The sequence below is a fragment of the Lacrimispora sp. YZC11 genome (assembly GCF_057543815.1).
Genome location: NZ_BAAJYQ010000006.1, coordinates 785,929 through 801,987 on the forward strand (window position 1 = coordinate 785,929; position 16,059 = coordinate 801,987).

At 47.0% G+C, this 16,059-nt stretch carries 10 protein-coding genes; all 10 read right to left on the reverse strand.

Annotation, left to right across the window (positions count from 1 at the left end; genetic code table 11):
- Positions 1-14 precede the first annotated feature (14 nt).
- The gene (locus AC27IJ_RS09925) at positions 15-1,490 is read right to left on the reverse strand and encodes an ABC transporter substrate-binding protein (RefSeq protein ID WP_313152205.1); all 1,476 of its coding nucleotides are present in this window, start codon (positions 1,488-1,490) and stop codon (positions 15-17) included.
- 31 nt (positions 1,491-1,521) lie between these two features.
- Positions 1,522-2,457, reverse strand: coding sequence for a carbohydrate ABC transporter permease (locus AC27IJ_RS09930; RefSeq protein WP_313152206.1), 936 nt, complete (start codon positions 2,455-2,457; stop codon positions 1,522-1,524).
- A 14-nt stretch (positions 2,458-2,471) separates the two neighbouring features.
- A complete protein-coding gene (locus AC27IJ_RS09935; protein ID WP_312442414.1) occupies positions 2,472-3,359 on the reverse strand; it encodes an ABC transporter permease in 888 nt (295 codons plus the stop codon).
- A 55-nt stretch (positions 3,360-3,414) separates the two neighbouring features.
- Positions 3,415-4,470, reverse strand: a complete 1,056-nt coding sequence (locus tag AC27IJ_RS09940; protein ID WP_313152207.1) for a LacI family DNA-binding transcriptional regulator — start codon at positions 4,468-4,470, stop codon at positions 3,415-3,417.
- 360 nt (positions 4,471-4,830) lie between these two features.
- Positions 4,831-5,475: a beta-phosphoglucomutase gene (gene pgmB / locus AC27IJ_RS09945; protein WP_487148613.1), complete on the reverse strand. Its 645-nt coding sequence runs from the start codon at positions 5,473-5,475 to the stop codon at positions 4,831-4,833.
- Positions 5,476-5,578: 103 nt separating this feature from the next.
- A complete protein-coding gene (locus tag AC27IJ_RS09950) occupies positions 5,579-9,409 on the reverse strand; it encodes a TIM-barrel domain-containing protein (RefSeq protein WP_487148615.1) in 3,831 nt (1,276 codons plus the stop codon).
- 11 nt (positions 9,410-9,420) lie between these two features.
- Positions 9,421-12,660: a TIM-barrel domain-containing protein gene (locus AC27IJ_RS09955; RefSeq protein ID WP_487148617.1), complete on the reverse strand. Its 3,240-nt coding sequence runs from the start codon at positions 12,658-12,660 to the stop codon at positions 9,421-9,423.
- Between the two features lie 59 nt (positions 12,661-12,719).
- Positions 12,720-14,330 (reverse strand): glycoside hydrolase family 31 protein, encoded by a 1,611-nt coding sequence (locus AC27IJ_RS09960; protein WP_487148619.1) that lies wholly within the window; start codon positions 14,328-14,330, stop codon positions 12,720-12,722.
- Positions 14,327-15,151 carry a carbohydrate ABC transporter permease gene (locus AC27IJ_RS09965; RefSeq protein WP_487148621.1) on the reverse strand — a complete coding sequence of 275 codons (825 nt, stop codon included), beginning with the start codon at positions 15,149-15,151 and terminating at the stop codon, positions 14,327-14,329. Before AC27IJ_RS09965 ends, AC27IJ_RS09960 begins: the two co-directional genes overlap by 4 nt.
- On the reverse strand, positions 15,141-16,058 hold the full coding sequence (locus tag AC27IJ_RS09970; RefSeq protein ID WP_312500830.1) for a carbohydrate ABC transporter permease: 918 nt from the start codon (positions 16,056-16,058) through the stop codon (positions 15,141-15,143). The genes AC27IJ_RS09965 and AC27IJ_RS09970 overlap by 11 nt, the downstream gene beginning before the upstream one ends.
- Position 16,059 lies beyond the last annotated feature (1 nt).

Consider the following 16,059-nt stretch of genomic DNA (forward strand, 5'->3'; position numbering starts at 1 on the left):
CCCCTTTCATCTCTTTATTTTGCGGCATTAACCTGTGCCTGAGCTGCAGCAAGAATCTTTTCATATCCTGCTTTATTCAGCTCCTCCCTCATGGTCTTCACCAATTCACGGGGTTCTCTGGCACCCGTCCAGAGTTCAGCCTTATACTTCTCATATACTGCCGTACAATTTGCAATTTCTGTTTTTACTTCACTGGTATCCATATCAAATCCAAGCATAACCGAAGGAGCCGCGTTAGCATTTAATTCCTTTACCTCATCCCACTGGTTAAATTCATCACTAACCAGCTGGCCCACATTAAAGAAGGTTCCCTGAGTATACCCGGCCATGCCCCAGTTTGAATTCAGTTTGTTAATCTTTTCACCTTCATAGACAAAGTTTTCACCTTCCACACCATAGAAGAACCAGTTTCTTACCTTTGGATCTGTGTTCATAAGATTAAGAAGCTGCAGCGCTTTCTCCGGATGTTCGCAACCTGCAGAAATGCCGTTTAATGAACCTCTAACGGTGGTGTTGGACACAACGGTTTCGCCAAATTTTACTGCCACACAGTCATCAATACCATTCTGAGGACCCCATATGTTCTTTGCAGCGCCACTCCAGCCCTGAGCAGTAAAAAAAGTTCTGTATTTGTTTGCATCATCCGCATTTGGCGCATCACCATTGATGATGCCTTCTATGTACATCTTGTGGATAATATCCAGGTCTTTCAGCACCTCTTCATCCTCCAGCGGATTTACTACCGTCCTGGTCTCATCATTGTACTTTACACCCAAAGGCACAAGGCCTGCACCTATCTGATCGAAAAAGTTGGTAGCAAGGAATTCAGCTCCGTTCTTGGACATATAATAGGGGGCAGAACCCTCACCTGTCTTCACCGCCTTTAAGGCTTCATACAGCTTCTCATAGTCTGTTACATGTTCAAAATCAATCTTATATTTATCTGCAATGGCTTTATCCCAGATAAAATACTGGGAAGACGAGCTGTCTTTGTAGGTTGGCACTGCATAAACCTTGCCGCCGATGGAGGTCGCCTTCCAGTAATCCTCCGGCACCATTTGGTAAAGTTCAGGAGTCTTTTCCTTCAGCAAATCAGTAATATCCAGAAATGCTCCGGTATTTACCTCTGAATTATAACGGTTCATATCCGTAAAAAGAATATCAAACTTCTCGCCCGAGTTGACGATTACGCTTCGCCGTTTATCCCAGTCACCCCAAGGAACAATCTCCATCTCAACATTTACACCGATTTTTTCTTCCAGGTAAGGATTCACCTGTCGAAGCCAGGCGTCATAATTTTCCGGCATTCCATTTCCAACCTGAATCCATTTAACCGTTACTACCTCGCCATCGGCTGCATTTTCTTCTTTCGTACCAGCTTCTTTTGTTTCTTTGTTACTCATTGCCGCATTGTTTCCTCCGCATCCGGCCAGCATGGATATCCCCAAAACCGCTACTGTAAAAAGCCCCAATATTTTTTTCTTTTTCATAATACCTCTCCCTTCTTTTTTTGAATAAGTTCTATCCTTTCACTGCCCCAACCGTAAGTCCCGAAATAAAATATCTCTGGAAGAACGGATAGGTGCAGGCAATTGGTATAATAATTATAATCGCCATCGCCATTCTCGCACCTTCTTTCGGCATGTTATTCATATACTGCTGTAAAGTCACACCTAACGAAGGGTTCTTTGCCATCATCTCCATATTTCTCTGAATATGATCCAGTAACGATTGGATTGAAAATAATTTGGTATCTGTTATGTACAGTGAAGACTGAAACCAGTCATTCCAATAAGCGAAAGACAAAAACAATGCAATGGTGGCAACAATGGGCTTGGAAAGCGGGAATGCGATCCGTGCAAAGATGGTGAAATGACTGGCTCCGTCTATCTGGGCGGATTCTACTATGGACTCCGGAATATTCAGCTTAAAAAATGTTTTACAGATAATTACATGAAACGAACTGACACACAGGGGCAGAATAAGCGCCCACAGTGTATTTTTCAATTGTAGAAACTGGGTGTTGATTACATAAGAGGAAATCATGCCCCCATTAAAAATCATGGGAATGAATACCACCATGGTAAAAAATGAATTGAATTTAAATTTCCGGATTGACAGCACATAACCCATAAGAGTGGTCAGAATAACTCCCATAGCTGTTCCTGCCACCGTTACTGCTGCCGATATGCCCAGCGCCCTTATGATCATCTTTCCTTCCTTCCACAAAAAGAGGTAGGATTCCAACGAAAATTCTTGAGGCCAGAAGCGGTATCCGTTCAATTTTATGGACTGCTCAGATGAGATGGAAATAATAAACACAAAAACAACCGGGATAATACAAATCAACGCAAGCAGAATGAACAGAACGTTAAAGCTAATGTTGATTGCTGGTGATATGCGGTTAAGTGTTGAGCTGTCGGCCATATCCATATCTTTATCTGCTCTTTTTCTCATTTCACTTTTCCTTTCTAAATGATTGAACTTTCGTTATCAATCTTTTTCACAATCGCGTTTGCCGCCAGAATGGTAATGCAACATGCCACCGACTGGAAGAAGGATGCCGCCGATGTCATCCCGATTGGAGTTGCTGACTTCAATGCATTAAACACATAGGTGTCAATGGTGGCAACCGAATTGAAAATAGAGCCCTTAGCCCCCTGTGACAACTGGTAAAAAAGTCCGAAATCAGAATAGAAAATCTTGCCCACATTCAAAATGAACATCATAATAATTACATTTTTCAGGCTGGGAAGTGTAATATATCTGGTCTGCTGCCATTTGCCCGCGCCATCAATCACCGCCGCTTCATAGAGCGTCTGGTCAATTCCCGAAATACTGGACAAATAAATAACCATGTTATATCCTGTACTCTTCCACAAATACATGATAACCAGAATAAATGGCCATACATTTTTGTTCATGTACCACTGATTTGCCGTATTTCCTACATCTCGCATCATATTATTAATCAGACCGTTATCATAATTTAAAAACGCATCCAGAAAATATGCTGCAACAACCCAGGACATAAAATAAGGGAAAAACATCAGCGTCTGATAGACTTTGGATCTTTTTCTGCTATGGAGCATATTCATCATAATGGCAAGTATTACTGCAAGTGCAGTGCCCATAACAATAAAAATCAGATTGTAAACAATCGTGTTTCTTAATATCACATACAAATCATTGGATTTAATAAGAAACTCAAAATTCTTAAAGCCCGCCCATTCGCTATGGAAAACATTGTAGATGAAACCTTTCCCAGGCTGAATTTTATAATCCTTAAAAGCGATAATAAGTCCAAACATGGGCATAAAGCAAAATAAAATATACCATACGGTTGTGGGCATCGCCATCAGGGTAAGTTCCCAGTCACCTTTTGTAGCCTTTCTCTTTTTTGCCTTTGTGTTACTATTTAATGTTTTCAACCTTATCCCTCTTTTCAATACTTTCCTCACAGTCCAGATTCAGATTTTTCACTGAATTCCGATAGATGATTTCGCCCTCAATCCGCCTTGTCTCGGGCTTCTTATCAGGTTTTTCAATTCTTTCAATTATCTGCCTGACAGATACTTTTCCAATTAATGAAGCATTCACTGCTACGGTAGTAAGCTGGGGGTCCGTCAACTTGGCATAAATATCATCATCGAAACTGCCTATGGAAATATCATCCGGCACTGTAAACCCATGATTGTTCAGAGTTCGTGTCAGCCGGAAGGCAGTTTCATCACAGTTACAGATAAAAGCAGTGGGCATCTCTTTTGGCAGCTCTATATCAACAGCTTTTCCCTCCAGACTCCGGTCAGGAATTACCCAATCGTCTCTTAACTGCATGTTTTTTTCCAGCATAGCCCGTAAAAAGCCAAGATAACGGTCGGTGATACTTGTAGTGGAATTAATGGTTCCTACAAATCCAATCTCTCTGTGACCCATCCGGATAAGATACCGGGTCATGTCGTACATGCTGTAAATATTCTCGGACACCACCGAATCTGAACGGTGCGTCCGGTCATAGATATCCACGTAAACCTTGGGAATATCAATTTCCTTAACCTGTTCACGTACCTCTTGATCTAAAAGACCCAAAACGAGAATCCCCTTAAAAAGATTTTCCTTCTTCATCATAGAAATATCATCGTAAATAGTTGCAGGGCTGGGTGTGAGCATCATGGTGGAATAATTATAGCGGCCAAGCTCTCTGACAATTTTCTCATACATGCGCATATAAATAGCCCCGCCGCCACCTTCTGAGATAAAGCGTCCATTCATGATGATGCCAATCTTCTTTCGTTCAGTTTCCTCTTGAACCGGCATAATATATCCCTGTCTGAAAGCAGCCTCTTTAATCTTATTCTTTAATTCCTCGCCCACTCCTTCTTTATCATTCAGAGCTTTGGACACCGTTACCTTACTGATTTTCAGTTCATCTGCAATACTTTGCATGGAAACCTTACGTTTTTTCATCATCTTCTTCTCCAAAATCTCAACTTTAGTTAACTTTAACTAATTGTAACTTAACATATTTTTGTATAATTTGTCAATTATATTTTTATTATAAATAAAATTTTGTATTATTTTAATAATTATCGAATTGTATTTTAGTAGATTTTTCCTTCTTTTTAAAAATATTAACTTTTATTGTAAGGTTACAATATATACATATCCATATGCCCATCAGCCTCTACTTTTCACCACTCCTCTTTTGCTTCATCATAGCAGCCAGCTTGAATGTGTTCTTTGACAGTCCTGCATGCAGTGATGGCAGCTGGTAAAACATACATTTAAAAAAGAGACCTAACATTTATTAAGTCTCTTTCACTCTTTTACTCACACTACTTTCAACACAAGTTCCGACAATTTGTCAAAGTTCCAATCACCGCATCCTGTCTCCGCCGCATAACCCACGGCCGCCGTCCTCATGCCGCAGGCGAAAGCCGCTTCAATTCCAGCCGCCGAATCTTCCACTACTATACACTGCTCCGGTAGAATCCCCAGACGCTTTGCCGCCAGCTGATACACCTCCGGGTCGGGTTTGGAACGGCTTATATCATTGCCATCAACAACCGTATCAAAAAAATCTCCGTATCCGATTCGCTCCAATATAAACCGTGCATTTCTGCTGGAAGAGCCAATGGCTAACATAAATCCGCGTTTACGAAGGGTCGATAAAGTATTTGCCGTGTCTTCTGTGACAAAAGTAGGACTTAAGCGTTCCAGATACTCTTTATAATATCCATTTTTCTTATCCATCAGCCGTAACTTATCCGCTTCTGGCGCATGGCGGTTCTGCCGGGACAGTATAATGTTTAAGCTTTCTAAGCGGCTGACCCCCCGCAAGGCAGAATTTATATCCCTGTCAAAATACAATCCTGCTTCGTCAGCCATACGTTTCCAGGCAAGGTAGTGATATTCATCCGTGGAAACGATTACGCCATCCAAGTCAAAGATAACAGCTTTTATCAAATTCTTCATTTCACCCTCCAAAATGTTCTGTAATCCATTCATGTTCAAAATGCAACGGCACATCGGAAGACTTTTCACAAGACCTTCTCCATGTGCCGCTGCAGGTAAATTGTTAATTCCTATACAATCTCACATCATCAATATGTACCGTCGTCCCTCCGCCGGAAGAACAATAGAACCCAATATCAATGGTACCATTTGTGACCAAAACATTGCTTGCCTCTATTTTGTGCCACCCGCTTCCCGACTTTGGCATATCCACGTAAACCGCATTGCCGCCGTAGTTTGTGATCTCCATCCGTCCAACGGCAGGAGAGGTATTTACCACCTTCACAAAGGCTTCTACCCGATAGCTTCCGTTTTCCACGTTAAGCCCCTGATGAATACTCTGCTCAAAAGCGGCTGTATTGTAAAAATACGCCCGTTTGTCACCTTCCACCGGGGATTCCGGCGGATTCGTGCCGGAGCCGGAATCAATGCCGTAAGCTAACGCCTGGCTGCTGGGATGCCACTCCGTCCAGTTGGAATTAAAGGAAGTGGGACGCTCGAAATCCCCATTGTCCAAAAGGTTTTCCGGATAAGTACCGGAAGCGGCGGCAGACAGTGTCAATTTGTCAAGGTTGATGCTACCGGAATTGCCCGCATCATAGCGAAGGGAAATCCGGTTTCTTCCCTTTGAAAGTGCCAGATTTGTGCTCACGGTCTTCCAGATGTTCCAGTTTCCGCCTGTACCGGCAAATTGCAGGTTTCCTGCATAGCTTCCATTTACGTATAAATTTAAATCCTTCGTGCTTTGGTTTCCGTTGCTGTAGCGGAAATCTGCGGTATAGGCTCCGCCTTGTTCCATATCGACCTCAAAGGCTACTTCCGCATTCTGTGAAACCATGGAATCTACAAAGCCGCTGCCGCTGTAAAACCAATGATCCTGATTTGTCTTTGCAGCCCCGTAAAGAGGAGAATTCTCCGCTTCTATTACCATCCGTTCCGGTTCAAAGGGAACCGCCAGATAGTCAATATTTACAAAGCCTGTATCCCCTGCCTTCGGATCGTATTTGAACGTGATGCTGTTACTGCCCGCGGTGAGTGGAAGTAGAATTTTCACATCTCCCCAGGTATCCCAGCCTCCGGTAGAAGCTATGTCCGCCTGGCCGCTGTATGTGCCGTTGACGTAAGCGGATAAGGTTTTTGCGGCCTTTGCGCCGTTGGAACAGCGCAGAGTCACCTCATAATCCCCCGGATTTGCGGCTTTTGCATAGAAAGTCACTGCCGCCTGCTCCGCTTCCATACCGTTCACAAAGCCAGTACCGGAAAATCCTGTATGATCCCTGCCCACTTTGGGCTGGCTGGCCACTGTTTTACCGGAAAGGGAGGCGTATTCCGCCTCGTACTTTTGATCGGAAAGTGTGACTGCCGGGTTACCGGATAAAACCAGTGTGTCTGCATTTGACTGGCCCGCTTGGGTTTTTATATAAGTAACTTCCCCGTAAATGTCCCTGGATTTTGCAAATCCCCCGCCGTTTGCGGCAAATAGGGCATTTAAGTCGGCGTATTCCTGTAACTGGGCGGCATTTTTCGTCACCTGACCGGCGGCGCTGCCATGAACCGCCAGGTAGTAGTAATCCACACCGTTTGTGTAGCTTCCGGATTTGGCCGATATACCGATCTGAACCTGACCTGAACTTTTCTGACCGGATACGGTCTGAGAGAAATACTTTCCGTTTTCGTAATCATAAGTAATGCCGTCATCGTCATAATACTGAAACTCCGTCTTCTGGGATGAAGGGAATATGTCTACGAAAATGCGTTCCGTTTTCTTCTGCCCTACGTAGTCCTCTACATCCTGTGAAGGGATAATAGCTCCTTCCTTCACAAATAGGGGTAAGTCGGACCAGGACTGGGTGTCTAAGCTGTAAGGAATATATTGTCCGCCCTTATATGCGGTTCCCCTGTTGTAGTCAATCCAGTTTCCCTCTGGGAGGTAAATCCATTTGCAGGACTGCCCCCGCTCTGTAACCGGAGCCGCAAGAAGCCAGTCCCCCAGCATCCATGCGTCGGAGTAATCCTTTACCTTGTCGTCCTGAGGATAATCAAACAGCAGAGGGCGCACCAGGCCCAAGCCGCTTTCGTAAGCCTCTCTTTCATAGGCATAGAAATAAGGCATCAGGGAGTAGCGCAAATGAATGGCTGCTTTTACATTTTCCTCCGCTGTATAGCCGTAATACCAGGGCTGGCGTTGTTGGTTTAAATTTCCGTGAACCCGGAAAACAGGCACAACGGATTCAAATTGGAGCCAGCGGGTGTAAAGCTCTGGACTGGGGTTTTCAATGTTTCCGGAATTTTGGTTAAAGCCTCCTCCGTCCGAACCCCATTTCGGCTGCCCGTTGTTTACGGTGGAAAGCAGGGCGGCCTTCTGTTCATTTAAGCCTGCGGCCCAGGAAACCCGCTCCCCCTTGTAAAACTGTGTGGCAACGTCTCCTGACCATATGCTGGTGGCAAAGCGCTGGGTACCCGGATAGTAGTTTCTGCCCGTCTGCCACACACGGACATTATTCTTGGCATACTCCCGCTGTCCTTCATAAATAGTCTGGGCAACATGCAAGGTATTATAGTTACCGAACCAGTACTCAGCCCCATTGGAGGAAACCTTATCTGTTTCATCGTTCCACCAGCCCACGATCCCCTTTGTAAATGCATCAATGGAGTGGTTCCACCACCAGGCACGCTCTCCTGATTTGTAAGGGTCAATACTGCGTACCGTCACAGGATAAAAATAATCCACGTATTCGTTGTGCCCCGGATAGAAATACCCGTTATTGGCTGCGTCCTGCCCCTGGGCGGTGGCTGCACCTCCGGAAATCTTTGTTACGATTCGCGGCTTGGTAATTCCGATCATTTTCACTCCCCTTGCATCCATGGTGTTTTTTAAGGCACCGCTTCCTGCTAAGGGGAAATTTCCCGTATTCCACTTAAATTCCCCATAGTTGTCCTGTCCGTAAAGCTTCCAGTCGTAGTCAAAAGCGTAGCTGTCCAGGGGAATGTTTTTTGCCCGGTAGGTATCAACCATTTCCATCAATTCCTGTTCGTTGATTCCCCACTCAAAATTGGAAAAACCCTGTGCCCACTTGGGAAGCATGGGAGAGGTTCCCGTAATTTTGGAATAGTCTTTCATAATCTCTTTTGGCTCTCCCAGTAAAATGAAATATTCCACATTATCTTTTTCATACCTGCGGCCTTCCACCGGAGTTCCCCCATAGTAAAATTCCATTTTCTTATCCCTGGAATTGGTATAGGGGTAGCCGCCGTCTGAATCCACCAGCAAACCATAACCTGCTGTGGACCAGAGGAAGGGGCCGCCCGAATTGCCCTGCTGGCCTGCCCTGGCCGCCTGTGTGTTGTCATTTCGCAGCAGATTGCCGTTTTCGTCAAAACAGTCAAAGCTGTGGATTCCGTATAAGTTGGTGGAATCCTGACGGACAAAGCGAACGCCATCGTGGTAGACTCCCCCGCTTTGAGGTTCCCAAAACAGGGTCGTGCCGTCGGCTTTTTTCACCGTCATCCGGCAAGGCTTTTTATTAATTTCAACCTGCATTTCGTCCGTCTTTATGGTTATGGGATCGGAAGCCGTATGAATGACGGCGTCACTTGTATCCCATTTCAGACCGGGATCGATCATGGGTGTCCGCTCACTGGAAACAGCTCCGCCAGGCTGGTAGTTCACCCGCAGAATGTCATCGTCACAGACTTCCAGCGTCAATTGATCCGAAGGAGAGGAACCGCTGTCCACGGTGAGGACCAGAGTAGTTCCGTTGACCTGCGTACCAATCACGTCACCTAAAGCAGATACTGCCGCCCTGGCCGGGGCCGGCACAAAGGCCGGCCACAGAGCGGTGAATAATAAGGTAAATACTAAACTTAATGATAGAAACCGTTTTTTCTGTTTCATACTGCTCCCCCTTATTTAACCAGAATACAGTCTAGATTGATACCGGCAAAATCCCCATTTTCATAGGAGATCCGGACGGTGTTTCTGCCGCTGTTTAAGTTAATAGGAATGCCTGCGGTATTCCAGTCACCCCAGCCGGAAGTAGCCGGCAGGGCCAAAGCGCTGATGTTTCCCCCGTTGACCATTACGGAACGCTGTCCGGCGGTCACTCCGGCGGAGTAACGGACTGACAGTGATGCCGTTCGTTTTTCTTTTGAATACACCTCAAATTCCACCCAGTCGCCCTTGTCCGCAAACTGATCCACAAAGCCTTCCCCGTAATAGCCGCTGTAATCCGTGTTGGTGGAAACCTGATGAAGGGATGCGTGTTCGGCTTCATAAGGAGCTTTGTTTACGCCGTTTAATTCGATCTTCTTAGCCGGACCGGACGGGGTTTTGATATAGGTAAGCTTTTCATTCTCGTTGTAGTAGTACGCACTCTGCGCCTTTATAAAGCCGTCCAGAGTTTTCACTTCCTGTAATGTCTGACCGTCTGCATTTACACCGCCGGGTCTGGTTCCAAAGACCTGCGTGGTGATTGGAATCTGGCAGGAAGGCAGATGAACGGTTACAGTACCTGCCCCAAAATTCTCGGATGCCCGGACCGTCATAGTACTCCGGTCACTGTGGGACAGGATATAGGTGCTTTCCCCTTCGGGATAGACACGGAAGGTAAGGTTATCGTAATTCTCCACATCATTGCCTATGGAACCGCCGATCTCATAGTTTTTGTTTAAGTTAAGGGGCAGAATACTGCCGGACTTCACGTAAACAGGGATAGAGTTCACATCCGCATAATAGTCTTTCTTCATGCCGCCTGCAGTCAGGGCGTTGTTCCATAAATCGATCCATTCCCCTTCGGGCAAGTATACGCTCTTTACTGTCTCTCCCTCCTGGACAACAGGCGCCACCAAAAGACTGCGCCCGAACATATACTGTTCTTCTAAGTCATAGGTATTGGAATCTTCCGGATTGTCTAAGAACATGGCCCTCATCATGGGCGTTCCGCCCTGTGCACTGTTTTGTGCCTCGCTGAAAATATAGGGCAGCAAGTTCATGCGGGTGTTGATGTATTTGCGGAACATGGGAACGATACTGCTGTCACCCGTACGGTTCTGAACGTTCCAGGGGGAGCGTTCCTCACTGGGAGAGGGGTTTGCCTTCTCGGAGTGGAACTGCATGACCGGAGCAAAAGCAGCCATTTGTGTACTGCGCTTATAGAGCTCGGCCGAAGGGAAATTCCCCGTAAACCCGGCCAAATCCCAGCTCCAGTAAGGTACTCCTGAGATCCCAGCGCTCAAACCGGCACTGAGGGCGTCCCTGAAAGCGGAAAAGCTGGAGGTCTGATCTCCTGCCCAAAAGGCTCCGGAGGACTGAACGCCTGTGGTTCCCGACCGGCTGAAGGTGATCCCTTCCCCTGTCTTTTTCTTCACAAAGTCGTTATATCCCTTTATGTAGGCGTTGGGATATGCATTTCTCATGGAAAGGTCGGTACTGCCGTTATGGAAGGAAGTGTCCTTACGCCAAACCATTTCCCCACCGTCCGTTTTTACGCCGTCTATCTTAATGTCGTCAAAAAGGTAGGAGCGCTTGTTCATCCACCAATCTACTGCCTCGGGATTGGTGAAATCCAACAGCAGACTGTTTCCGAACCACCCGGATTCGGGTATGCGGTAGGCCCCGTCATGTCCGTCGGAAACAGCGTATCCCTTCTGGAGCATATAGGCCTCGTCATTGTCCTTTTGTGCATAGGAGTAAGGCGTGTATTTTAAAACGGGTATCTGCCACAGCACCAGTTTTAAGCCATTTTCATGAAGAGTGTCTGTCATTGCCTTTGGATCGGGCCATTTAGAGCCGTAAGTGAAATCCGAATTTTTAAAAGCAGCCGAGCCTGGAATTGGCGTATAGGTTGCTTCATTCCAGACATAGAAGGTGTTTTCGTCACTCCACTGTTCCAGCACTAAAACCGTAGCCGGAATGTCGTTGTTTTTAGACTGGTTCATGGCTTCCAGCGCTTCTGACTGAGTATCCCATTCATTGGCGGACATCCAAAGTCCGAAAGCCCATTTGGGGAGTTCCTGGGGCAAACCGGAAATTTTGTTGTACTTCCCCACCACCTTCGCAGCCGTACTTGCGCTGATTAAGTAGTAATCCAAAAGGGGGGAATCCACATGTTCCGTATCAGCTTCAAATACATACCGGTCCCCATCCGCTGCTGCCATATCGAACCTGGAATAACAGGTGGTATTTAAGTAAATTCCGTAACCTTTGCTGGTAACGAAAAAGGGAACCGACAAATAGGTTTTACTGCCCTGGTTCTGGTATTGGTTGTAAATGTAGGTTTCAACCACCTCTCCCCGTTTCTCCGCACCGTCATAATGCTCTCCGAAACCGTAGAAACGCTCGTCTGAAGGAGAGAGATAGCCGTCCCGGAACTGCCCGATCACATCCTTTCCGTCGGTCAGCCAGGACATCTCCTTGCCCATACCGCCGTTAGAAGTCAAAACCTTGTTGTGTTCGTAGCTGTATACCTCTAAGGCGTATGGATTCTTAGTGACGGTAACCCGCAGTTTTCCGGCTTCTATTTCCACTTTTTGTGCATTTTCCGTCACAGTGTAACCGGAAATACCGGAGGCGAATTTCCCGTCTCCCTTTGGTGAAAGCTGGAAACGCACTGTTTCCTCGTCCGTAAAGCTAAGAGCCAGCTTTGGGGAGAAATTCCCCGTATCCGCCTTCACGTCAAAAAGGACGGTTCCGTTGTTATAGGAATTCAAAGACACGGACTTTACTTTTTCCCAGTCGGTCACATGAAAGGTAAAGGGACCGATGGATTTGGTGTTTGTGCCGTTTACGCCCCCGTGGACCGTATACTCCACAGTATCTCCTTTAGCAAAGGAGCCTAAATCCGCTTCCCAGTAAGAATTGTTTCCGCTGTTATAGGACCAGCCCGCGCCTACGTCCGTCTTCTTTACACCATTTACGGTGTAGGAAACCCAAACCGTCTGTCCGGATTCCACAGGCCAGGTGGTGCTGTGTATCCTCACGGACTGGCCTGCAATCGGATTCCTGGGCGAACGCTCGGTAGGTTCTATTTCATAAATATCATTTAATCCGTAAGGATTGTGCCACGTTCCTTCCAGCGCAAAAGCCGGTGAAACGTTGAGCAAAATACAGCATATGCTCAGTAAAATGGCCATAAGCTTCTTTCTCATATTTCCCCTCCATTTATCATAAGTGTTATTTCCTTGTGATATGGTTTCTTTTTGTCAAACTAGTTCAAACGCCAGACCAAAAGTTCTCCCGCCCGGCATTCTTTGTACAAACGGCATGGACCCGCTGTTTGTTCTCCTGTCCAATAATCGTTCCAATTTCCTTTTGGCAGATATACCTGCCTTCCTACCACTCCTTCCTCTAAAACCGGAGCCACTAAAAGCTGCGAACCAAACATATACTCGTCGTCCACTGCGCACGCTTCTTTATCCTCCGGCCAGTCAATTACCAGTGCGGCCATAAGAGGGCGGCCTGTATCTGCACTTACGCTTGCTTCCTTTAGGATATAAGGCAGCAACCGCTCTCTTTCCTGCGTAAACCTTCGGCAAATATCAAGGATTTCCGGCATGCCTGTCACCTTTGCCATGTTCCATGGACTTCTGTCGTTGATCTCTTCTTCCGAAGCCTCCAGAAGTTCGGAAAACTGGCCGGCAGCCGGTTCCGAGTGCCACTGCATGACCGGAGCAAAACAGGCTAGGCAGAAGGATCGCAGATACAGTTCGGCGGAAGGCATCTTTCCCGCAAAACCCGCAAGGTCAAAGCCCCAGAAGGGCAGACCCGACAATCCTGCGTTTAAACCCGCCGTCACCACATGGCGCAGTTCTTCCCAAGTGGACTGCTGGTCCCCGGCCCAGTGCATAGGCGTGGTCTGAGCTCCCGTATATCCGGCCCTGGAAAAAAGCATCCGGTCATCTCTTATAAAGTCCGTATAGGCTCTGGTGTAAACCATGGCATAACCATTTTTCATTTGGGCTCCGGTCCGCCCGTCAAAGAAGCAGGCGTTATCGTCGTATACAAATTCCCCTCCGTCGGTCTTAAAGCCGTCCACTCCCATGTCAAGCAGATATTGCCGTTTCCCAAACCACCAGTCACAGGCCGCCGGATTGGTGAAATCCGGTATCATGGAACCGCCGAACCATCGCCCCTCCGGAATCAGATAGGGGGATCCGTCGGCATTGGTAACGACAAAGCCCTTTTGGACCGCTTCGGCGCAGTCTGCTTCGTGTTCCGGACAAACGCGCCCAGGCTCCAACTTTTTCAAAACCGGAATCTGCCAGAGAATCAGGCGGATTCCTTTTTCGTGAAGGTCCCGGATCATCCCTTCCGGATCGGGAAAACGCTCTTTGTCAAAGCGGTAAAAGGTGGCTTCATCGCTCCAGGCTTCGATTACCACCACAGAAGGTTTCATCCCATGCCTGACAGCTTCTTCCACCACTTCTTCCACCACCGCCTGACTATCCCAGCGGTTAGCGGACATCCAAAGGCCAAAAGCCCAGTCCGGCGGCACTCTGGGCCGCCCCGTAAGCGCCGTAAACTCTTTAAGAACCTCCAGGGGCCTTCCCGTAAATGTCCGCACATCGTATTGGTCCGGAAGCGTAAAGACGATCCCGTCATCGGTTTTTTCCGTGAATATGGTAAACTTCTCCATGGTGTCCACATAAAGACCCCCGCCCCCGTCTGTCAATGCAAAGGGAATGGGCAAATAGGTGGAAGCCCCCTGATTGGTAAAGGTTTCGTATACGTGGTTTTCGCGGGTCAGCCCCTCCTGATTCAATGCGTCAAACCGTTCTCCAAATCCGTAAACGGCCTGACCGGCAAGCAAACATTTCATCCTTTCACACCTCCTACCTGTAATCCTGCTGCAAAATACTTCTGTGCAAAAGCATATACCACCAGAATCGGCAGCATGGAAACCAGCGCTCCCGCCATAAGCAAGTTGTATTCGCTTTTGTACTGCCCATTTAAGGAGCTTAGAATAATGGGCAGGGTAAACTTTGTCTTTGTGGTCAGCATGACCAGCGGCAATAAGTAGTCATTCCATGCGTCCATAAAGCAGATAATTGCCAAAGTGGCAAGGCTGGACTTGCACATGGGGCATATGATCCGTACAAAGACAGTAAAAATTCCTGCGCCGTCAATGGCGGGCGCTTCCATATAGACGTTAGGAATCGTCATCATGCACTGGCGCAGCATAAACACCGCAAACACCTTGAATACACTGGGCAGTACCAAAGCCCCCAGACTATCCACCAGTTTCAGCTCTCCCATAAGTAAGTAAAGGGGAATGAACAGCACCTGGGAAGGGATCATCATGGTGGCCAGATAAACCAGAAAAATGGCGTTTTTCCCCTTAAAATCCAGTTTCGCGAAGGCAAAGGCGGCCATGGCGGAACTTATGATCGTCACTGCTACGGAGCTGATGGAGACCACAAGGGAATTAAATGTGGAAACGGTCATTCCCTCTTTACTGAACAAATCCGTGAAATTCTTAAGGGTCGGGTTTTTGGGTATCCACTGTATGGGCAGGGCCATGATTGCACCGTAGTTCTTGAAAGAAGTGGACAGCATCCAGAAAAAGGGAAGCAAGGTTACGACCGATAGCAAAACAGCCGTCAAATGGTATAAAACTCCGGATGCCGCTTTACGATTCATAGTACACCCACTTTCTTTGCAGCACGTTTTGCAGTACGGTAAAGCCAAAAATAATGACAAACAACACCCATGACCATGCCGCCGCATAGCCCATGCGGCCAAATTTAAAGGCGTATTTGTAAATCCGCTCCACCATGACCATGGTGGCCCCGTTGGGTCCTGCGTCTCCGTTCTTGGTCATGACCATGATCTGCGGGAAAAGCTGAAAGGCATTGATCAGGGACAGCATAATGACATAGAACAAAATCGGTGACAGCAGGGGCAGGGTGATGCTCTTAAACTTTTGAAAATATGCCGCCCCGTCAATCTCGGCGGCCTCGTAGTACTCCGGATTTATGGCCAAAAGTCCGCTAAGCAGAATCATTCCATAAAAACCCATATCCTTCCACACGCTGGCAAGGACGATGGAGGGCATTGCCCAACTCTCGCTTTGGAGCCATAAAGGCCCCTTAATCCCTATGGCTGACAAGGCATTGTTGATCGGCCCGTACTCCGGACTTAACATCCATTTCCAGATCAAGGCTCCCGCCACCCAGCTGGTCAGTACCGGTATGTAGTAAAGCATCCGGTAAACAGAGGCCATGCGGCTCTTCCTCTGAATGATCAGGGCAACCATTAAGGAAAACAGCAGGACCAGCGGAAGGTACAACAGAATAAAATAGGCGTTATGCCCCAAAACCACCCAAAATTCAGGATCTTTGACAAGCTGGGAGTAATTGGAAAACCCCACGAACTTGTCGCCGACGAATTGAAAAAAACCATGGAACAGCCTTACCCTGCTTAACCCCGACCAATCGGTGAGGCTAAGCAGCAACGAGGCAAAAATAGGAATCAGATTAAACAACACAAGTCCGGCCATACTTGGCAAAAGAAAGATAAAGGCTCTTAACCCCTGTTTTTTATACATA